This window comes from Leuconostoc suionicum (assembly GCF_001891125.1).
GTDB classification, from domain to species: Bacteria; Bacillota; Bacilli; order Lactobacillales; family Lactobacillaceae; genus Leuconostoc; species Leuconostoc suionicum.
In genome coordinates this window covers 1,165,279-1,185,965 of sequence record NZ_CP015247.1, presented here as the reverse complement: position 1 = coordinate 1,185,965, position 20,687 = coordinate 1,165,279, and the positions used below count along the sequence as shown (strand labels likewise).

Annotated in this window: 18 protein-coding genes; 17 read left to right on the top strand and 1 reads right to left on the bottom strand. The window is 37.6% G+C overall.

Annotation, left to right across the window (positions count from 1 at the left end):
• Window positions 1-1,231 precede the first annotated feature (1,231 nt).
• Window positions 1,232-1,375 carry a hypothetical protein gene (locus A6B45_RS10470; RefSeq protein ID WP_165784750.1) on the top strand — a complete coding sequence of 48 codons (144 nt, stop codon included), beginning with the start codon at window positions 1,232-1,234 and terminating at the stop codon, window positions 1,373-1,375.
• Between the two features lie 781 nt (window positions 1,376-2,156).
• On the top strand, window positions 2,157-2,699 hold the full coding sequence (locus A6B45_RS05940; protein ID WP_227005809.1) for a hypothetical protein: 543 nt from the start codon (window positions 2,157-2,159) through the stop codon (window positions 2,697-2,699).
• A 27-nt stretch (window positions 2,700-2,726) separates the two neighbouring features.
• Here A6B45_RS05940 and A6B45_RS05935 read toward each other — a convergent pair whose 3' ends face one another.
• A complete protein-coding gene (locus A6B45_RS05935) occupies window positions 2,727-3,647 on the bottom strand; it encodes an IS30 family transposase (RefSeq protein WP_012268558.1) in 921 nt (306 codons plus the stop codon).
• A 1,076-nt stretch (window positions 3,648-4,723) separates the two neighbouring features.
• Between A6B45_RS05935 and A6B45_RS05930 the strand changes: the two genes are divergently transcribed.
• The 15 genes from A6B45_RS05930 (at window position 4,724) to carB (ending at window position 20,647) form a co-directional block, all read left to right on the top strand.
• Window positions 4,724-4,927 (top strand): CsbD family protein, encoded by a 204-nt coding sequence (locus tag A6B45_RS05930; RefSeq protein ID WP_011679945.1) that lies wholly within the window; start codon window positions 4,724-4,726, stop codon window positions 4,925-4,927.
• A 102-nt stretch (window positions 4,928-5,029) separates the two neighbouring features.
• Complete coding sequence (locus A6B45_RS05925) at window positions 5,030-5,377, top strand: toxin-antitoxin system HicB family antitoxin (protein ID WP_036091216.1); 348 nt, start codon at window positions 5,030-5,032, stop codon at window positions 5,375-5,377.
• An 11-nt stretch (window positions 5,378-5,388) separates the two neighbouring features.
• The gene (locus tag A6B45_RS05920) at window positions 5,389-6,204 is read left to right on the top strand and encodes an SPFH domain-containing protein (protein WP_011679943.1); all 816 of its coding nucleotides are present in this window, start codon (window positions 5,389-5,391) and stop codon (window positions 6,202-6,204) included.
• Window positions 6,201-6,698 (top strand): LURP-one-related/scramblase family protein, encoded by a 498-nt coding sequence (locus A6B45_RS05915; RefSeq protein ID WP_072613774.1) that lies wholly within the window; start codon window positions 6,201-6,203, stop codon window positions 6,696-6,698. The genes A6B45_RS05920 and A6B45_RS05915 overlap by 4 nt, the downstream gene beginning before the upstream one ends.
• Window positions 6,699-6,768: 70 nt before the next feature.
• Window positions 6,769-7,974, top strand: coding sequence for a bifunctional phosphopantothenoylcysteine decarboxylase/phosphopantothenate--cysteine ligase CoaBC (coaBC, locus tag A6B45_RS05910; RefSeq protein ID WP_072614489.1), 1,206 nt, complete (start codon window positions 6,769-6,771; stop codon window positions 7,972-7,974).
• Between the two features lie 54 nt (window positions 7,975-8,028).
• A complete protein-coding gene (locus A6B45_RS05905; RefSeq protein WP_010292892.1) occupies window positions 8,029-8,298 on the top strand; it encodes a hypothetical protein in 270 nt (89 codons plus the stop codon).
• A gap of 279 nt (window positions 8,299-8,577) precedes the next feature.
• Window positions 8,578-10,269, top strand: a complete 1,692-nt coding sequence (gene argS, locus A6B45_RS05900) for an arginine--tRNA ligase (protein ID WP_072613773.1) — start codon at window positions 8,578-8,580, stop codon at window positions 10,267-10,269.
• A 112-nt stretch (window positions 10,270-10,381) separates the two neighbouring features.
• Entirely contained in the window at window positions 10,382-10,852 is a 471-nt protein-coding gene (locus tag A6B45_RS05895; RefSeq protein ID WP_072613772.1) for an arginine repressor, read from the top strand.
• A gap of 3 nt (window positions 10,853-10,855) precedes the next feature.
• Complete coding sequence (locus A6B45_RS05890; RefSeq protein WP_072613771.1) at window positions 10,856-12,916, top strand: PBP1A family penicillin-binding protein; 2,061 nt, start codon at window positions 10,856-10,858, stop codon at window positions 12,914-12,916.
• An 86-nt stretch (window positions 12,917-13,002) separates the two neighbouring features.
• On the top strand, window positions 13,003-13,356 hold the full coding sequence (locus A6B45_RS05885; RefSeq protein ID WP_010290990.1) for a YlbF family regulator: 354 nt from the start codon (window positions 13,003-13,005) through the stop codon (window positions 13,354-13,356).
• Between the two features lie 60 nt (window positions 13,357-13,416).
• Window positions 13,417-14,040, top strand: a complete 624-nt coding sequence (gene lepB / locus A6B45_RS05880; protein ID WP_072613770.1) for a signal peptidase I — start codon at window positions 13,417-13,419, stop codon at window positions 14,038-14,040.
• A gap of 177 nt (window positions 14,041-14,217) precedes the next feature.
• Complete coding sequence (locus A6B45_RS05875) at window positions 14,218-15,111, top strand: aspartate carbamoyltransferase catalytic subunit (protein WP_072613769.1); 894 nt, start codon at window positions 14,218-14,220, stop codon at window positions 15,109-15,111.
• Window positions 15,112-15,115: 4 nt separating this feature from the next.
• Window positions 15,116-16,393: a dihydroorotase gene (locus A6B45_RS05870; RefSeq protein ID WP_072613768.1), complete on the top strand. Its 1,278-nt coding sequence runs from the start codon at window positions 15,116-15,118 to the stop codon at window positions 16,391-16,393.
• Window positions 16,390-17,475 (top strand): carbamoyl phosphate synthase small subunit, encoded by a 1,086-nt coding sequence (locus A6B45_RS05865; protein ID WP_072613767.1) that lies wholly within the window; start codon window positions 16,390-16,392, stop codon window positions 17,473-17,475. The genes A6B45_RS05870 and A6B45_RS05865 overlap by 4 nt, the downstream gene beginning before the upstream one ends.
• Window positions 17,468-20,647: a carbamoyl-phosphate synthase large subunit gene (carB, locus tag A6B45_RS05860; RefSeq protein WP_072613766.1), complete on the top strand. Its 3,180-nt coding sequence runs from the start codon at window positions 17,468-17,470 to the stop codon at window positions 20,645-20,647. Before A6B45_RS05865 ends, carB begins: the two co-directional genes overlap by 8 nt.
• The last annotated feature ends 40 nt before the right edge of the window (window positions 20,648-20,687 follow it).

Genomic DNA, 20,687 nt, shown 5'->3' with positions numbered 1-20,687 from the left:
ATTCCTAATTCGACCTTTGACTATGTATCAACAGCATTTATGTTTTGTTTACTTTTTTCATGAGTAGATGAGCCAATCTCTATAGTATAATAACTGCTATTGGAGGAGAAATTATGTTTTTGACTATAGTAGATTGGCTGAACAATCATCAGGGTGTTGCAGACTGGGTAGTATAGGAGCCATTGGCGAAGTATGGTGACAATCAAAAAAGTAGAGAGATAATATAATTGAACAAATTCGTCATGATGAAAAAGTGAATAGCAAACGATTAAAAGAGGAAAATAAAAACAATCTAATTCAAAACTAGAGAATATACCAAGGACATCTTCAGAATACTTGTACTGTATTGTTGACTTTTAATACGGTAATCATATCGGCTTATAAAGATTTTCGAGATAAGGACATTTTTTCCTTGAGTGAAAGCGTTCAAACTTTGTTAAAATCATTAGAACGTAGTATGCAAGAAGAAAGATTGGATTAAGTCATTGACTGATGGGATAATAGGCGGATTATTGGGCGGTACGTTATGTTTAATTATTCTAGCCATTGCGTACAATAGTTCAGATGTTTTCGGAAATGTCGCTGACTGGGTAAGTGGAATAGGTTAATTTATTGCCATAATATTTGTTTATATCCAGACTAGGCAGAGTGATAAACATCAGCAAGAAAATTTTTATTATAATTTTCAAGTTGCGCTTGGCGCAAGAAGAATAATCGAAATTGATGGTAAAAGTGGTTATGAATTATCATCAAAAGAGGAGCTAGTATTCTGGGGAACAAACGATGGTCACGTTGCAGGTTCCTTTAATAATAATAAGTTTAAAGAAAATGAGACAGTGTGTGTTGTTTATATGGACCTTATGTGAATTTTATATAAAAATGACTTTATTGACAGAAGTTGAGTCAACTGTTCAATAAACATATATAAAAGAGGTGACACAATGACATGAAGAAATACAAAGAAGCCGAGCAAGATTATTTGTCTGATTTAAAGTATAAAGATATTACTGATAAGTATGGCGTGTCAATAAGTACGGATAAGTCTTGAAAGTCTCGATATTGGAAATCTGATGATATTGCAACCAAAGACAAAAAGGTTGCTTATATTCATTCTATCCTGTACGATAATCAGGTAATTAAATTGGAAAAATAATTACACAACCTAGTAGGATTCCGAGAAATGATGTTACACCTAATAGGCTGTTTATTTACAAAAAGCGGAGGACTAGTAATGAGCAACAATAAAAAATTAGCCGAAACAAAACAAACGGTAAAGAAGGTAGCAAAAGCTACTAAAGATAACACTAAAAAGGTTGTTAAAAACTCTGTCCATGATTTGAAACACGGTGCCCCTGGTATCGGGCCTAAAAAATAACACAAAGCAGATATTTTTGTCTGCTTTTTAATTTGCAGTTACTGGTATTTGTATAGTAAACTGTAATCAATCCTAATAGGTTCATTTTTAATAGTCCCCCAATAATGCTAAAATTTCTTGTTAGGACTTTTTATTTGAAAAAATAATTAATGGCATTAATAATTTAAATTATTTTCCATATTAGGTTATTCTAAAATGATACTCATGGGGAAACTTGAATTTTAAGGAATGAAAAACGTTATGCAACAGAATAAAATACTGAGCTACTTTTATTAAAATGATGTTTGTTCAAAAGATTGATAGTTAATCAAATAACTACCTATAAAAACTAAGCAAATTAATTATTGCCAATCATATTAGAATTGTATATAATCATTAGGTAAGCGTTTTCAAAAAATGTTTACAAGAATGGTATTCATTCATAAATGTATATCAATAAGCTTGGTAAGCCGAGAATTACTGAGTTTGCAAGGCTTTTTCTTGAGTGAGGATTAAGTCTTGTTTTTTGTTACCAAGAGCCTGCAACCAGAAAAGTTACCTCAGGATTCTTAATAACCAAGACGTTTTTATCAAGACTATTATATTTCCAATTGTTTGTATCGTACAAATATATTAGTGACAAGATACGATTAGTATGCTAATATTTAGCTCGTGGTGGTCCAAACGCACTATGTAATTTCCTGAAACTTGATTAATATACAAAATCATAACACCGTTGTTTGGATCACTTAAAAGTATCTTCGGATGCTTTTTTTGCTATGTATTGGGAGAACTATATACTATGATGATTTTAACGACAATTGAAATGGGACCACTTGCTGATTGGGTGGGTGGTTTAGGATCGATAATTGCTATTTTTGTGGGTTTCTTTTACCGTTCACATGATAAAAAGATTCAGATTGAGATAAAAGGATATTTGTATCATTTCAAAAAAGATATTAAACGTCCTGTTTCACAAAACAAAGATCATCTATCCACGGAAAATTATGAAAATACATATTTTAAAATCAATGTTAAAAATGTTGGTGATATAGATATGAAAATAGTTGAAGCTGGTATTACTGATAAAGAGTTTACTTATGCTGATATTTGGCAAGATGTGCGAGAAAAGAACTATGCAAAATATACTTTTGAGGTCAACAAAAAAATCGTAGGGAAAACAGCTTTGCCTCTTAATATGCCTTGGGTTGATGAGGAGTTAGGAGGAATTATCACAGCTCAAGATGCGAAAAAACTTAAGGTCTATGCAATAGACGCGTTAGATAATATTTACTACGGTAAGTTAAAGTTTGTTAATGACATTGATGAAAAAATTAAATCCTAGCCATTTAAATATGGCAGATTGCAAGAATCATCCGAACACCGCATGTTTCTGAAAGACTTTTCGTGGTGATTGCCAGTTGAGCGTTTTCATTGGCCTGGCATTAATCCAATGATTAATTTGATCTAATTCTTTCTGACTGATGGTTTCAATTTTGCGTTCTTTTGGGATAAAACGACGGACATATCGATTTAGCACTTCATTACTACCACGTTCTTCTGGTGAATATGGGTGTGCAAAATACATCGGTATGCCTAGCTGTTCTTCTATTTCATCATATTTTGCAAACTCTCGACCGTGATCAACTGTAATTGATTTAGCATTTTTTATACCCTTGAAAAACCTAATAATAGCTGGTGTCACTGCCTGACTATTGCGCCCACTGACATGTCTCATGATATGTTGTCGACTCAATCGTTCTGTGATGGTCACTAAAACATCGCCACGTGTTTTACCAGATTGCATCGTATCAACTTCAAAATGACCAAATTCTTGTCTTAATTGGACAGCTTTTGGTCGTTTTTCAATTGAACGGCCATGAGCAAAAACACGTCTACGGCCGTCAGATTGACGTTTACGTCGAATACCTTTATCAGGTAAATCTGATAACTTAATTTTAAGCAAACCATGATGAATCCAGTTGTAGATGGTCTTGAAAGCAATACCCAATACATGAGCAGCCGTTTCTGGTGACCACTTCAAGATACCAATGTGATGGTTCAAAAAAGCTGATATTTCAGGTGTTAGGGTCGGATGGCGACCGTGTTTGTGCCGATTACACTGGGCTAAATGATGAGCCTGTTGTGCATTGTATGGTTTAATTCGATTTAACTCGTAGGTAATAGTTGCAGGAGAACGCTTTAAGAAACGGGCTATTTCTCGAGTTGAATGATTAAGTTTGATCATTGTTTCAATGACAGAACGTTCGTGAGCTGATAAACTAGAAGACATAAGCTGCAGATCCTTTATGGTTGATTTTAGTCAATTACCATTAAAGTCTCTGCAGTTTTTTTATGCAAGGTGTTCGGTTTAATTTTACAATCTGCCATATTTAAAATAACAATTAAATTTGAATTAAATAAGTTAATTTCAATAATAAACAATTGAATTTTCTATCGATGTTTCATGATATGCTTTACACATGGGGAAGAATTTATTTTGAGCGAACGTCTCAAATAGGACGAGTGAAACTCATTCCAAAGAATACCGGCTAGAAGACATTCTGGTCGGTATTTATTTTGTTAATAAAGTTAACATATTTCATGTTTTTAAAATATTGATCCATTATACTGAATTTTGTAATGTTATTTAGACATTATCAAATGCCCAACCATCTGTATGTTTTATCCCGAAACTCAGGTTGGGCATTTTATTGTGTATGGCATTCTAATTGATATGGTTTTGCTATTGTCGAACGGTTAACTTGTTTGTTATAAGTGTTATTGCTAGAGAAAATGTAATTAGCGTGCTAACATTTAGATAAGATGTCCCTAGAAATTATTAAATACACTCCCAAAATGTATTGCTTCTTCCCTTCGGGGGCATCGTACATATGTGGTGACGACGAACTATTTCTCGTTATCATTACTATTCAAACAAATAATAAAATGGACAGTATATAACATCGAGAAAGCCAAGAATTAAAATAAAATTATTTTTGAACAAACTAAATGAAATTGCTCAGCAATTGTTATTGTATTGTGCCCTAAATAAAACTAAAATGTGTGTATGGTTTTCGATTTGTTATTTGCCACGGAAACCAGAACTCTAATCTTTAAACCACGTGTCCGCTCATGCCACGTGGTTTTTTTGAACATAAAGCAGTTAATTGACTAGGGAAAAATGTTGTTTTAGTTTTTATATAAGCATAGAATAAATCTGTGGTTTTCAATTATCCCGAAAATCACAACTCCCAATGTGAAGAACCACGTCTAACTTCTCTAGTGGTTCTTTTTCACTGTCATTTTTTATTAGAAATGTTACAATGAACTTGTAACATCAAATAAATTTCAAGGAGAACGTATTATATGTCAGTTGAAGAAAAGTTTGATAATGCTAAGGACAAGGTTGCTGGTAAAGCAAAAGAAGTTGAAGGCAAGGTTACCGGTGATAAGCAGCGTGAAGCAGAAGGTAAGGCACAAGGCTTGTTTGGAAAAGCTAAGGATGCCGTAACGGAAGCTAAAGATGCTGTCAAAGATAGTATTGACAATTTAAAGAATGATAAAAAATAATTATCAAATAAAAAGCACCTAGCTCCTAGTAGTTAGGCGCTTTTTATTATGTAAAAACAATTTAATAATTGCAAAATGATTTAATTGTGATATCATAAAGATATGGTTAAAGAAAAAAACATGAAGTCAGGCAACATACCATTAAGAATTGATCCAAAACTGCACGAGTTTTTGGCGGAACAGGCCAGCAAGGAGGGGAGGTCATTAAATAATTACATCACCCAATTATTGATGGCTAACTACCATCCAAGCAACTTTGAAGACCGTCAATTTGTGGGCCAGGTCATTCCAGGTAAAGATATTGACGTTAAGAGCGGTTTGGTCAACGTTTCTGGTATCTATTATCGATATTTGATTGATAATAGTGCTGTTGCTAAAAGTGATGAAGATTACGTGATTCTCGAGGCAAACGGGAATATATTGACATTACGACAAATCATGAAAGATTAGAGGGAGAAGTTATGCTTTTTTTTAAGATTGTTCCGCAGAACAATGCGGGGCTTGTAGAGACATTGGGAAAATATCGTGCCCGAAGAGAGGCCGGATTACATTTTTATGTACCGTTCTTTCAAACAATTCGTAAGGTGAGTTTGGCTATGCGCCCACTGCGTTTGCCTGATTACTCGGTGATTACTGCCGATAACGCTGATATTAAGGCAAGTGTTACTTTAAATTATCATGTAACTAACGCAGTTAAATATATGTACGAAAATACGGATTCAGTGGAATCTATGGCACAACTTGTGCGTGGACACTTACGTGATATTATTGGTCGCATGGAGTTAAACGAAGCGCTTGGTTCTACAACCAAAATTAACGTCCAATTAGCAGATGCCATTGGTGATTTAACGAATACATACGGTATCAATGTTGATCGTATTAATATTGATGAATTACGTCCTTCCGCTTCAATTCAAGAAGCAATGGATAAGCAATTAACGGCAGACCGTGAGCGAGTCGCTACAATTGCTAAGGCTGAAGGTGAAGCACGTTCAATTGAATTGACAACAAAAGCTAAAAACGATGCATTGATGGCTACTGCCAAGGCTGAAGCTGATGCCACGAAAACTCGTGCTGAAGCTGAAAAATATCGTATTGACACTGTTCAGGCTGGTTTAGCTGGTGCTGATGATAAGTACTTCCAAAATCAGTCAATCAATGCTTTCTCAACGTTGGCTGAATCATCTAGCAATTTGGTAGTTGTGAATGGTCAGGAATTAGATCAATTGGGTCAAATACCAGTTGCTGGGAAATTACTAGAAAAAGGACTTAAATGAAACATTTACTGATGAGACAACACTTGTTTTCGTTGGGCGGAAAGTTTGATATAACTGACGACAGCGAGAACATGCTCTACACGGTTTCCGGCAGTACATTTAGTATTCCAAAGTATTTTGATATTCTAGATTCAAACAGTATACCTATTGCGCGTTTAACCCACCAAGTGTTTACTTTTTTACCAAAGTTTAAGTTAATTATTAATGAATTTCCAGAAGAAGTTGCAATCATTAAACGTTTTTCATTTTTAAAACCAAGATACGAAATTGAAGGGCTTGGTCTAAGTGTAGAAGGTAATATCTGGGACATGAATTTTGCCCTCCTGCAAAATGGACATGAAATTGGCTCTGTTGATCAGCGCTGGTTAGCAATGACAAGTACCTATGACATTAAAATTCAGGACGAGTCCTTGGAATCTGTTGTTGTGGCGGTAGTGGTAGCAATTGATTATGTTAAAGCTCAATCTCATCATTCTAGTTCTGCAAGTTCGTAGAAGAAAGCGATATTCTTAGAATATCGCTTTTTGAATCGTGTTTAAAACATTCCATGATATAATGAATGGCATGAATGATTTCTATAGAAATAAGAATATATTAGTGATTGTGACAGGTAGCATTTCGGCCTACAAGTCAGCAACATTAGTACGCGAATTCATTAAGAGCGGCGCTCATGTTCGTGTAGGAATGACGGCTGCGGCCCAAGAATTTATTACTGTACAAACATTAGCCGTTTTGTCTAAACATGATGTGTTAACCGATCTTTTTCGTGATGAGAAGGCTGCTGTTACTCATATTGAATGGGCTAAGTGGGCAGACTTGATATTTGTTGTGCCAGCTACTGCTAACATTATTGGAAAAATAGCAAATGGTATCGCAGATGATGCTGTGACTGCGACGGTAATGGCATCATCTGCGGCTAAAGTTATCGCCCCAGCGATGAACGATATTATGCTTAATAATGACGCGGTTGTACGTAATTTGAATTTATTAAAAAGTGATGGTTGGTTTATTATTGACCCAGAGATTGGTTTCTTAGCAGAAGGTTACGAGTCGCAAGGTCGCTTACCGGAGCCTGTGGCAATTATAAATCAGGCAGCTATTCGTATACAGGCGCGCGGTGGTGAGTTAAAAGGAAAAAAAATTGTTATTACAGCCGGCGGGACACGTGAAGCGCTTGATCCAGTGCGGTATTTAACAAATCGTTCTTCAGGGAAAATGGGCTATGCTTTGGCACAGGCAGCTGCAGAGTTAGGTGCAATGGTGGTACTTATAACCACAACAAAACGAGAAGAACTGTACGGCGTCCGAGAAATAGTTGTTACTTCCACACGTGACATGCATGCAACAGTTGTGCAAGAATTTTCTGACGCGGATATTTTCATTAGTTCGGCAGCTGTATCTGATTATCGGCCTGCTTCACAAGCTGAAAACAAAATAAAAAAAGTAGGGCACGAGAATTTAACGATTGAATTAATTCAAAATCCTGATATATTATCAGATATTGGTCATATAAAGAAAGCTGGGCAAATTGTTGTGGGATTTGCTGCTGAAACGCAAAACGTTCTTGCGTCTGCACAAAAAAAGTTATCAAAGAAAAATGCAGATTTCTTAATTGCTAATGATGTTAGTGATGTGGATGGTGGTTTTGACTCTGATAATAATAAAGTAACGATTTTATCTCGCGATAAAGACCCAGAAAAAATTGAATTGTTACCAAAAATTGATATTGCGCGGACTATATTAGATAGAGTAGTTAAAACACTCGCATAAACATCTGTTTTATGCTAGAATAAACTGTTAAATAACGTTAAAATGGAGGCAAACATGGCAGAAGAAGTAGAAGAAAATACCTCTGGATTTAACCTTGGAGATGTTTTATTAGCACCAGCTTATGGCAATTTAGAAAAACCTTTTACAGGTCAAGTTGAAAAAATTTATGAAAACTCATTGTTGGTTGAGATTACGGAGAATGCTCCAGCTGATCAACCAGCGGTTAACGAAATGAACCATCGTGCGGTTGTTCGCATGGATGAGGTTGAAGTGATTAAACACGGCCCTGCGCCTGAAAAATCTGTAAAAGACGAAGATAAGTAAAGATGTTTTGTAGCTATGATTAAGCGAGCTTGAGTTGATGGAAGTCAGGCCATAGTAAAAACGGCGCGTACTAAGAGTCCAAAGTTAATAAATTTGAGTGGCGAAAGCTATTAGAGTGGTACCGCGGGCTAGGCTCGTCTCTTTGTTGATGAAAACAAGAGGCGAGCTTATTTATTTTTAGATGAATAATGCCTAAAATACGGTATAATAAGAATATCGAATTTTTGATTATAATGTATTTTTATTAAAAATCATAATTAAAAACCAAAAGGAAAAAAAATGGTAGATAATATACAAATTGTTGAGGCACTTAACGCAGTGCTAACCGACCTTACTTTACAAGAAATTTCTGAAAAACTAGAAGCACCAAAATCATCTGATCTTGGAGATGTTGCTTTTCCAACATTTACATTAGCCAAGGCATTACATAAAGCACCGCAATTAATTGCAGCAGACATCGTTGATGCAATTGATCAAGAAGGATTTGAAAAAGTTGTTGCTACTGGGCCTTATGTTAACTTTTTCTTGGACAAAGTAGCTACGTCTAATCGAGTATTAAAGACAGTATTTGACTTGGAAGGTGCCTACGGTGACAATGTGGATGGACAGGGTGCCAAAGTCACGATTGACATGTCCAGCCCAAACATCGCCAAGCCAATGTCAATGGGACACTTACGTTCGACTGTTATCGGTAATGCACTAGCAAACATCACAGCGAAAAATGGTTATGCGCCTGTTAAAATAAATCATTTAGGTGACTGGGGCACGCAATTTGGTAAACTAATATATGCCTACAAAGCTTGGGGTTCTGAAGAAGAAGTCAAATCAGACCCAATTGCTACTTTGTTAAAATACTACGTTGAGTTTCACGAAAAAGCTAAGGAAAATGATTCATTGAATGATGAAGGTCGTGCTTGGTTTAAGAAACTTGAAGATGGTGATGAAGAGGCACATCGTTTGTGGCAATGGTTCCGTGCTGAATCGTTGAAAGAGTTTTCTGAAATATACGATCGCTTGGACATAACATTTGATTCATTCAACGGCGAAGCATTTTATAATGATAAAATGGACAAGGTAGTTGACATTTTAGAAGAAAAAAATCTTCTTGTTGAATCACAGGGGGCACAGATTGTTGATTTGAGTCATATCAATCCAAATCTAACACCGGCCATGATTAAGCGTTCAGATGGTGCGACTTTGTATATGACTCGCGACTTAGCAGCGGCACTTTACAGAAAAGAAACATACGATTTTGCGAAATCGTTGTATGTTGTTGGTGGTGAACAACGAGAACATTTTGTGCAGATGAAGGCTGTCTTATCACTGATGGGTTTTGAATGGGCTGATGACATTGAGCACATTGCCTTTGGCCTAATTACGTTTAATGGCAAAAAAATGTCCACACGTAAGGGGGATGTTGTTTTGCTAAAGGATGTATTAGATGATGCTCATGAATTGGCTTTGAAGCAAATTCAAGAGAAAAATCCTGCTTTGGGTGATAAAGATACAGTGGCAGAAGAAGTGGGTGCCGGTGCTGTTGTGTTTCATGACTTAATGAATGATCGTACCAACAACTTTGACTTCAATTTAGAAGAAGTTGTCCGTTTTGAAGGAGATACTGGACCATACGTACAGTATACGAATGCCCGAGCAAAATCAATTTTACGCAAGACGTCGGTTCAATTGTCGAGTGATGATTTGAATTTGAGTGATCCAGCAACATGGGATATTATTACGACACTAAACAATTTTCCCAAGACAGTGCAACGGGCTTGGCAACAACGTGAGGCCAGCATTATTGCTAAATATGCGTTGAATTTGTCAAGAGCATTTAACAAGTACTACGCTAACTCAAAAATATTAACAGAAGACGCTCAACTAAATGCTCGCTTGGTGTTGGTTAAATCAGTGTCTATTGTTTTGACAGAAAGTTTGAGATTATTAGGTGTCAAGGCACCTGAAGAGATGTAACTGATTTGGAAAGATCAAGTGCTATTTAAGCCAACTGTTAAAGTGATGCACAAAACGGTAGTAAATGATATATTTTTAGATAACCGTGCATCATGATACAAAGGAGAAATCAATGATTTCAAAACAAGAACGGCAAAAGCTTATTTTGGATATTATCCAGGATAATATCATTGCCAGCCAAGAAGAATTACTTGCTCAACTTATCAAGCACGGTGTTGAAACAACACAAACAACCGTATCACGTGATATTCGAGCAATGAATATTATTCGCCAAAAGAGCGACACTGGACAGTTACGTTACCAGCAACTCAATGATACAACGAAAAATGTTCAAAATCTGGTAACGACTAATGCTGTTGATGAAGCAATCAAAGAATATGCTTCATTCGTGACTCACGTTGAGTTCTTAACAATTATAAAAACAACTGATGGTAGTGGTAATTCAGTTGCAGGCATTATTGATGACGCGAATCTACCTGAAGTTATTACGACACTAGCGGGATTTAACACAATTTACGTTACAAGTAAAAATGAAACAGATGCCGCAAAGCTAGCTGATCATTGGGCGGAATTGATAGGTTGATGAATGAAGTGGTTGAAAGCAATAAGTCAAAAAGTGTGGGCTAAATTAGGACCAATTTGGCATCGTTGGCAATTTGGGCGCCTGCTGATTATTTTATTTTTAACAATATTTTTGGTCACAAGTGCCTACTTAGCAATTTTAGCTAAAACTGCACACGTTAAAAATTTAGAAGCAACGCTCTCTCAAACGGCAACAGTTTACGATGACCAAGGTGAAAAAGCAGGTGAATTATATTCACAAAAAGGCACCTATGTTTCGTATAATAAGATTTCACAGAACATGCGAGATGCAGTTTTATCAATCGAAGACCGTAATTTTTATCATGAGTATGGTTTCTCGGTAAAAGGGATTGCACGTGCAGCTGTTTTGTTAGTTAAAAACAAAATAACCGGATCTAGTACTATTTCTGGCGGCGGTTCCACGTTGACACAGCAATTGGTTAAAAATGCTTATTTATCGCAAGAACAGACATTTACCAGAAAAGCCAAAGAAATCTTTTTGTCCATGCAGGTTGAACAAGATTACACTAAAAATGAAATTTTTACGATGTACCTTAATAATGCTTGGTTTGGTCATGGTGTTTGGGGTGTAGAAGATGCATCACAGAAATATTTTGGTGTTCATGCCAGTGAATTAACGACAACGCAAGCGGCTACACTAGCGGGTATGTTAACTAGTCCCGCTAAATTTAATCCTATCGATCATCCGGAAGCTTCCAAGGCTCGACGTAATTTAGTTTTGACAACCATGGTTGAGAATAAAAAGATAACTTCAGCGCAGGCTAGTACAGCCAAATCAACAACGGATACGCTAAATGATACTTATGATGATTCTGGTAATTATAATTATCCTTGGTATTTCGACTCAGTGATTAATGAAGCCATTAATACCTACGGTTTAACAGAAAACGATGTTATGAATCGTGGGTATAAAATATATACAACGTTAAACCAAAAGGATCAAACGAATTTACAAAATGATTTCGATAATTCAGCATTATTTAACTATGTTGATGACGCACAAGCAGCATCGATTGTTTTGAATGCTAAAACTGGTGGGGTATTGGCTGTAGTCGGTGGTCGTGAGACCTCCCATACTTTCCGTGGCTTTAACCGTGCTAATCAATCACAATTACAACCTGGTTCAGCAATCAAACCAATGGTCGTTTATGCACCAGCTCTACAACGAGGTTATAGTATTAGTACAAAATTGCCTAACCAATCGATGAGTTTCGGGACGAACAATTATACTCCAAACAATGCTATGAACGTTGAAACGGCTGATGTTCCGATGTATTCAGCTTTGGAACATTCGTATAACATTCCAGCAGTTTATTTACTTAATAAAATGGGTGTAGAGGTTGGATATAAGAGTGGTATTAAGTTTGGCTTACCATTAAGCAAAAAGGATAAGAACCTATCACTAGCACTAGGCGGATTGACCAAGGGTGTATCCCCACAACAAATGGCGCAAGCATACACGGCTTTTGCCAATGGTGGTGTGATGAGTCAGGCACATTATATTACTAAAATAGTTGATGCAAGTGGCAAAGTAATTGTTAGCTCACCAAAAGCAAAACAAACACAGGTCATCAGTAGTAAAGTTGCAAATAATATGACACGTATGATGCTTGGTACTTATACGGATGGTACAGGGGTTGGATCTGCACCATCGGGTTATACTATTGCTGGTAAAACTGGTACTACTGAAAATCCTAATAGTACCAATAATGCCAGTTCATCAAAGGATTCATGGGCAATGGCATATACGAAGGACATTGTTCAAGCAACTTGGATGGGACTGGAAGGAAACAATACTGGTTCTTTGCCGCTAGGATTGACGTCTACAATGGGACCACTGGTTAAAACGTCTTTGGAACAAATTTTGCCAAATACGAAGCAAACCGCCTTTACGGTAACAAATCCTAATACGACATCAAGTAGTACAAGTCAGAGCAGTGACTTATGGGGAACAATTCAAGATGATTTCAATAGTGGCGTTGACAAAGCTGTTGAAGGAGCTGGTCAATTGTGGAATAGTGTCAAAGGATTATTTGGCAATTGAACGTTTAGATTGATTAGTGTTTCACATTAGTTATTGGTTGTGATATGATTTTAGTGATATAGAATAACGTAAAAAAGGAAAACAACATGACAGTAAATATTTACGATAATGCCAATGAAATGGCAAATATTTTGACAGAAACACAACAATATATTGCATGGCAAAATGCATTTAACGCAATACAAAATGACACTGATTCTAAAGCGTTGTTTGGTGAATTCCAAGAAATTCAAATGGCAGTACAACAAATGATGCAAAGCCAGCAACAACCAAAACCTGAACAAGAAAAGGAATGGGATGCAGTTGCTGCAAAAGTACAAAAAGACGAAAAAATTAATGCTCTGATGGAAGCAGAACAGGCTTTGAACACTTTGCTAACGGAATTAAATGACATTGTTACAAAACCCGTTGCCGAAGCCTATTCTAAGTTGCAGAAGTAAATTAAGTTCATTATCACCGACAGTTATTCTGTTGGTGATTTTATGTAAAGGAAGTTATTTATGTTTATGAAATTTTTGAAGGAGTGGGTTTTCCCAATTGCCATTGCAATTCTTATTGTTGTGCTTATTCGCTCATTTTTATTCACACGCGTAAAAGTTAGCGGACCATCAATGGAACCGAATTTGCAAGATAAAGAGAATGTGTTTCTAAACAAAGTGGCAAGTTATAAGCGTGGAGATGTTATTGTATTCAACGCTAAAGATGAAGATCCCAGGTACCAGTCTGGGGATGATAAGTACGTGAAGCGTATTATTGCGATTCCAGGTGATACAGTTGAATACAAAGCGTCTAATTTGTATGTCAATGGCAAGAAAGTTAATCAAAGCTTCATCAGTTTGAGTGAACGTACAGAGGGAACGGAAATGTCTTTTGGCAGCACATGGTCTCTTAAGACGCTTTCCTCTGGTACGTTATGGCAGAAAAAGGATCGCAATAATTCTACAGTTCCAAAAGGCAAGTATTTTGTCATGGGAGATCATCGGTCAGTTTCAAATGATGGTCGGTATTTTGGATTTGTAGATAAAAAGCACATTGTTGGTAAAGTCATTGTTCCATTTTGGAATAGTAACAAAACAGCTAAAGCAAATGTCAATCAAGGGAATAAAAATTTCTTTAGTAAGTAAGTTGCATTAACTTTTAAAAAATGCTATGATTACTATCAATAAAATAAAACCTTTAATCAGGTCCAGAGAGACCTGCAAGGCTTTAGATACTTTTGGTGAAGTGTACACTTTTACCCTCATTTTCTAGAACCAAGCGGTCGCTCAGACCGCTTGGTTTTTTGTATAAAGAAGGGTAATATGCGAAATTATTTGAATATAAATGCAATTAATAAAAATGACGTGCTACACTTAATACAACGTGCGTTGGCGTTAAAATCAGGTGAGCAACCTAAAACAAAATCGATAACGGCTGTAAATTTATTTTTTGAAAATTCAACGAGAACGCATAGCAGTTTCCAAATGGCAGAGAATCAACTTAATTGGAAACAAATACAAATCAACCCTCAAACTAGTTCGATGACAAAAGGAGAGAGTCTGGTTGATACCTTAAAAACCCTTAAAGCAATTGGAGTGGATGTTGCAGTAATCCGTCACTCTCAAAATTCATGGTATGAAAATGTCTTGCGAAGTGAAGGGAATGCGATCCCACAACTTGTAAATGCGGGGGACGGCAGCGGCCAACACCCGTCACAAAGTTTGTTAGATTTAGTGACAATCTATCAAGAATTTGGGCATTTTGAAGGTTTGAAGATTCGAATTATTGGAGATCTAGCACATTCACGAGTAGCGCGTTCAAATGCAGAGATACTCAACAATCTTGGCGCAACAGTGACATTCAGTGGACCAAAAGATTGGCAACCAGTTGATTTTGATTCATTTGGCGAACATGTGGATCTTGATGTTGATTGGTCGGAACAAGATGTTGTGATGTTTCTTAGAGTACAGCATGAACGAATTACACATACTGAAAATCAAAATTTTTCGGCAAAAAAGTATCATGAGATGTATGGTTTGACTGAATCGCGTTATGCAAATTTGAAAGAAAATAGTATTATTATGCATCCGGCCCCAGTTAATCGAGACGTTGAAATTGCCGATGATTTAGTTGAAGCACCAAAATCACGCATATTTGACCAGATGACCAATGGCGTTTATGCACGAATGGCCATTTTAGAATACGTTACGGAGTAAGTAAATGCAACTAATAAAAAATGCTAAAATTTTATGGAACAATCAACTCGTTCTTCGAGATATTTTAATTGACCAAGGAATCATTCAAAAGATTAGTGATCATCTTGAAAGTAATGCAGCCACTACTTTTGATGCCAAAGGAGCCTTTCTTTCAACGGGATTAGTAGATGTGCACGTACATTTTCGTGAGCCTGGTTTTGAGTATAAGGAGACGATTAATAGCGGATCTAAGGCGGCTGCACGCGGTGGGTTTACGACTGTGATTGCTATGCCTAACTTAAATCCAGTTCCTGACAATGAAGAAAAGATAACGAATCAAATTGCACGAAATAAACAAAATGGTGTGATTCATATTGAACAGTACGGGGCCATCTCAAATAACTTGACGTCAACTCAAGTAACCAATATTAAAGGGATGTCAGCAGCTGGGGCCAAAGCATTCACAAATGATGGTAAAGGGGTACAGACAGCAAATACTATGCTCCAAGCAATGGTCGCCGCTGCATCGGTCAACAAACCTTTAGCCGCGCATTTGGAAGACGACACGCTGGTTCATGATGGTGTTATGAATGAGGGGGAAGCATCAATAAAGTTAGCATTACCGGGAATTACGGGATTGGCAGAGAGTTCACAACTTGCTCGAGATTTGGTACTAGCTAAAGCTACTGGTGTTCATTATCATGTCGCGCATATTTCAACTAAGGAATCGGTTGAATTGGTGCGAATTGCTAAACATGAAGGTGTTCATGTTACTGCAGAGGTTTCTCCGCATCACTTATTGTTGTCAGAAGAAGATATCAATTCTGATAATGCAATGTTCAAAATGAATCCACCACTACGAACTCAGAGAGATCGTGAAGCAGTTATCGCTGGATTGTTGGATGGAACCATCGACATGGTTGCTACCGATCATGCGCCACATGGAAAAGAAGAGAAACAGAAGTCTTTCCGAGATGCACCATTTGGCATTACCGGAATCGAAACGAGTTTCCAACTGCTTTATACTTATTTGGTCAAAAATGGTGTGATGACTCTAGAAACTTTGCTTGAGCGAATGGTCACTGCTCCAGTCAGTGCATTCCAATTGCAGGCGCCCACTAGTGTCGAAGAAGGTGCGCGAGCAGACCTTGCTCTGTTTGATCTAGAGAATAACTATGAAATAGATACTGAGAGCTTTGAATCGATGGGAAAAAACTCACCATTTATTGGATGGGAAGTGTATGGAAAAACACTGGCCACGTGGGTTGACGGTGAAATTGTATATAAGGATAACGTAAAATGAAAAAACGCTACTTATTATTAGAAAATGGATCAGTATATGAAGGGGAAGCTTTTGGTGCTGATGTTGATATCATGGCCGAGTTAGTTTTTAATACTGGTATGTCTGGCTATCAAGAATCGATTACAGATTTATCATACCGAGGTGAAATTATTGTATTTACTTACCCACTAATCGGTAATTACGGGGTTAATCGTGATGACTTTGAAAGTTTGCGACCCGCTGCATCTGCGATCGTAGTGCACGAAATCGCTCGACGACCAAGTAATTGGCGCAAAATGATGAGTTTGCCAGAATGGGCAGAAAAAACTGGGATGCCTGGCATAACAGGCATTGATACGCGTGCTTTAACAAAAGAGTTACGTAATCAGGGTTCCATGAAAGCAGCGCTTGTTGATGAAATAACGGATGAAGTCATCGCGAGACTAAAAGCGTTTGAAACATCGAAAACAATGGTTGCAGATGCAACAACAAAAACACAGTATCAAAACCCAACTGATGGTGTATCAATCGCGCTCATTGATTTTGGACTGAAAAATTCAATTCTTCGCTCGCTTGCCAAGCGCGGTGTTAACGTGATGGTATTTCCTGCTAATGTGGACGCAGAAACAATTTTGGCAGCGAACCCTGACGGAATCTTACTGTCAAATGGACCTGGTGATCCCAAAGATGTAGACTATGCCATTCCAACAATTCAGAAGCTACAAAAGCATTTGCCGCTAATGGGCATTTGCTTGGGACATCAGCTGTTCGCAATCGCCAATGGCGCAGAAACGTACAAGATGAAATTTGGTCATCGTGGTTTTAATCATGCCGTGCGCACAGTTTCTAAAGCGAGATTAGACTTTACGTCACAAAATCACGGCTATGCAGTTGAACGAGCCAGCTTAGAGAAAACAGATCTAGTTGTGACACACGAAGAAATTAATGATCAGACTGTTGAAGGCGTTCGCCTAAAAGGCTACAATGCTTTCTCTGTTCAATTCCACCCAGATGCAGCACCTGGTCCACACGATGCTGAATATTTATTTGATGAATTTTTGAATATGATAGCTGATTCAAAGAAGGAGACTACAAATGCCTAAACGTCAAGACATTAGTAAAATATTAGTGATTGGTTCTGGACCAATTGTTATTGGTCAAGCAGCCGAATTTGATTATTCTGGCACACAAGCTGCGCTCTCTTTAAAAGAAGAAGGGTATCATGTTATTTTAGTAAATTCTAATCCGGCAACGATTATGACCGACGCTGAAATTGCTGACAAGGTATACATTGAGCCTTTGTCAATTGATTTTATTGAACGTATCTTACGTAAAGAGCGTCCAGATGCTATTTTGCCAACGCTAGGTGGTCAAACTGGATTAAATATGGCTAAAAACCTTTCCGAAGCGGGAATTTTGGATGAACTCAATATCGAGTTACTTGGAACTAAGCTATCAGCAATCGAAGAGGCCGAAGATCGTGAAGAATTTAAAGCCTTGATGGAACGTTTGAATGAGCCCATTCCAGAGTCCATCATTGCAACTACTTTAGAAGAATCACTTAATTTTGCTGACACACATGGTTATCCAGTAATTGTTCGTCCAGCCTACACGTTAGGTGGTACCGGCGGAGGTATCGCTCAAACCCATGAAGAACTTTCGGAGATTACGGCTAATGGATTAGAACTTTCCCCGGTAACACAAGTGTTGATTGAACGTTCGATTGCGGGTTACAAAGAGATTGAATTTGAAGTAATGCGTGACGCTAATGATAACGCATTGGTTGTTGCTTCAATGGAAAACTTTGATCCAGTTGGTATTCATACTGGAGATTCGATTGTGACTGCACCAGTTCAAACATTATCTGATCGCGAAGTTCAAATGATGCGTGATGCAGCATTAAAAATTATTCGTGCATTAAAAATCGAGGGTGGTGTCAATATTCAAATGGCACTTGATCCTGATTCATACAAATATTATATTATTGAAGTCAATCCACGTGTCAGTCGTTCTTCTGCGTTAGCTTCAAAAGCGACTGGATATCCGATTGCCAAAATGGCTGCAAAAATTGCCGTTGGCTTAACACTCGATGAGATTATCAATCCCGTAACTGGCACGACAAAGGCAGAGTTTGAACCAGCATTAGATTATGTTGTGTTTAAAATTCCACGCTGGCCATTTGACAAATTTTCAACAGCAGATCGTCGCCTAGGCACACAAATGAAGGCAACTGGTGAAGTGATGGCTATCGGTCGCAATATGGAAGAAGCCATGTTAAAGGCTGTTCGCTCACTAGAGATTGGGGCTATTGGTCTAGATGATATAACCTATAAGGATCTTTCAGATGATGAACTGTTAGCAGCATTAATGCCCGCTCGAGATGATCGTTTGTTTATGATTGCTGATTTATTGCGCCGAGGCGTTTCGATTGAAACTATTCATGATAAAACACTAATCGATGAATTTTTCTTGGATAAAGTATTGCATGTTATCGAAATTGAGCAAGACCTTGCCAATCATGTTGGAGATATTGATCAGTTGCAATATGCTAAAAAGAATGGCTTTGCTGACGAAACAATTGCTAAAATCTGGAGCAAGACAGCTGCTGATATTAGAACACTACGCAAAGATAAAAAAATTAAACCAGTTTACAAAATGGTTGATACTGTTGCAGCAGAATTTGAATCGGCAACGCCGTATTATTATGCAACTTATGAACAGGAAAATGAATCGATTGTTAGTACAAAAAAATCGGTACTTGTACTAGGATCTGGACCGATTCGCATCGGGCAAGGTGTTGAATTTGATTATGCAACTGTTCATGCTGTTAAGGCTATTCAACGGGCTGGATATGAAGCGATTATTATGAATTCTAATCCAGAAACCGTTTCAACGGATTTCTCCATCTCAGATAAATTGTATTTTGAACCACTTACCTTGGAAGATGTTCTCAATGTGATTGAGCTAGAGAATCCAGTCGGTGTAGTTGTTCAGTTTGGCGGACAAACTGCAATTAATTTAGCTCAACCTTTGTTAGATAATGGTGTAAATATTTTGGGAACCTCTGTAGAGGATCTAAATCGTGCCGAAGATCGTGAAGCATTTGATCAGGTCATAAAAGAACTTGCTTTACCACAACCTATTGGTAAAACAGCAACCACAGTTGACGGTGCATTAGCAGCTGCACAATCCATTGGATATCCCGTATTGATTCGTCCTTCATATGTTTTGGGTGGTCGAGCAATGGAAATTGTTTCTTCTGACGATGAACTCCAGGACTACATGCAGCGTGCGGTCAAGGTTTCAAATGATCATCCGGTATTGATTGATTCGTACCTAGTGGGGCAAGAAGCAGAAGTAGATGTCTTGTCAGATGGTGAGACAGCTGTAATCCCAGGTATTATGGAACATATCGAACGGGCGGGGGTCCACTCAGGGGATTCTATGTCGGTTTACCCACCACAGTACTTGTCACAAAAAGTTCAAGATGAAATGGTGCAGGCCTCTATTAATTTGGCTAAATCTATGAATACAATAGGGTTGATGAACGTGCAGTTTGTTATCCATGAAAATACGGCATATGTTATCGAAGTAAATCCACGTGCATCACGTACAGTACCGTTCATATCCAAAGTTACGCATCTTCCTCTCGCTCAATTAGCAACAAGAGTTATGTTAGGTGAAAAATTATCGGAAATGGGATTTGAGACGGGACTTGTTCCTAATGATGATATGGTGCATGTTAAAGCACCGATATTTTCGTTCACAAAGTTGCCCGATGTTGATTCTTTGCTCGGCCCAGAAATGAAGTCTACTGGTGAAGTCATGGGGTCAGATATTAACCTATCCAAGGCGTTGTATAAGGCCTTTATTGCTTCTAACATCAAAGTACCACGTTATGGCAATGTTTTGTTCACAGTTGCTGATGATGACAAAGAAGAGGCGCTTGAATTAGCAAAGAGATTCAATGATTTGGGATTTGCTTTGTTTGCAACTGTCGGTACGGGTGCTTACTTGTCAGACAATGACTTGCCTGTGGAAGTACTCGATAAAATTTCGGAATCAGATAATAATGCGGTTGCAGCACTGCGTCAACAAAAAGTACAGGTGGTTATTAACACAACTCAAGCAGATGACCGTGCTGAAAGCGATGGCCGCTTGATTAGAAATGCTGCCATTGAAAATGCCGTGCCTTTGTTTACTGCTTTAGATACAGTTAGTGCCTTCTTAGAAGTATTAGAGTCGCGCAGTTTTACCGTGAAAGAAATGCACTAAACTTTTTCAAATAAGCTTCGGCTTATGTACATAGGAGGAT

Excerpts from the sequence above, each read along its gene's own strand:
- A6B45_RS05940 (WP_227005809.1), top strand. The coding sequence starts at position 2,157 with ATGATGATTTTAACGACAATTGAAATGGGACCACTTGCTGATTGGGTG.
- A6B45_RS05885 (WP_010290990.1), top strand. The coding sequence starts at position 13,003 with ATGACAGTAAATATTTACGATAATGCCAATGAAATGGCAAATATTTTG.
- A6B45_RS05865 (WP_072613767.1), top strand. The coding sequence starts at position 16,390 with ATGAAAAAACGCTACTTATTATTAGAAAATGGATCAGTATATGAAGGG.
- A6B45_RS05890 (WP_072613771.1), top strand. The coding sequence starts at position 10,856 with ATGAAGTGGTTGAAAGCAATAAGTCAAAAAGTGTGGGCTAAATTAGGA.
- lepB (WP_072613770.1), top strand. The coding sequence starts at position 13,417 with ATGTTTATGAAATTTTTGAAGGAGTGGGTTTTCCCAATTGCCATTGCA.
- A6B45_RS05920 (WP_011679943.1), top strand. The coding sequence starts at position 5,389 with ATGCTTTTTTTTAAGATTGTTCCGCAGAACAATGCGGGGCTTGTAGAG.
- A6B45_RS05935 (WP_012268558.1), bottom strand. The coding sequence starts at position 3,647 with ATGTCTTCTAGTTTATCAGCTCACGAACGTTCTGTCATTGAAACAATG.
- A6B45_RS05905 (WP_010292892.1), top strand. The coding sequence starts at position 8,029 with ATGGCAGAAGAAGTAGAAGAAAATACCTCTGGATTTAACCTTGGAGAT.
- A6B45_RS05925 (WP_036091216.1), top strand. The coding sequence starts at position 5,030 with ATGGTTAAAGAAAAAAACATGAAGTCAGGCAACATACCATTAAGAATT.
- A6B45_RS10470 (WP_165784750.1), top strand. The coding sequence starts at position 1,232 with ATGAGCAACAATAAAAAATTAGCCGAAACAAAACAAACGGTAAAGAAG.
- A6B45_RS05870 (WP_072613768.1), top strand. The coding sequence starts at position 15,116 with ATGCAACTAATAAAAAATGCTAAAATTTTATGGAACAATCAACTCGTT.
- A6B45_RS05930 (WP_011679945.1), top strand. The coding sequence starts at position 4,724 with ATGTCAGTTGAAGAAAAGTTTGATAATGCTAAGGACAAGGTTGCTGGT.
- argS (WP_072613773.1), top strand. The coding sequence starts at position 8,578 with ATGGTAGATAATATACAAATTGTTGAGGCACTTAACGCAGTGCTAACC.
- A6B45_RS05915 (WP_072613774.1), top strand. The coding sequence starts at position 6,201 with ATGAAACATTTACTGATGAGACAACACTTGTTTTCGTTGGGCGGAAAG.
- carB (WP_072613766.1), top strand. The coding sequence starts at position 17,468 with ATGCCTAAACGTCAAGACATTAGTAAAATATTAGTGATTGGTTCTGGA.
- coaBC (WP_072614489.1), top strand. The coding sequence starts at position 6,769 with ATGAATGATTTCTATAGAAATAAGAATATATTAGTGATTGTGACAGGT.
- A6B45_RS05875 (WP_072613769.1), top strand. The coding sequence starts at position 14,218 with ATGCGAAATTATTTGAATATAAATGCAATTAATAAAAATGACGTGCTA.
- A6B45_RS05895 (WP_072613772.1), top strand. The coding sequence starts at position 10,382 with ATGATTTCAAAACAAGAACGGCAAAAGCTTATTTTGGATATTATCCAG.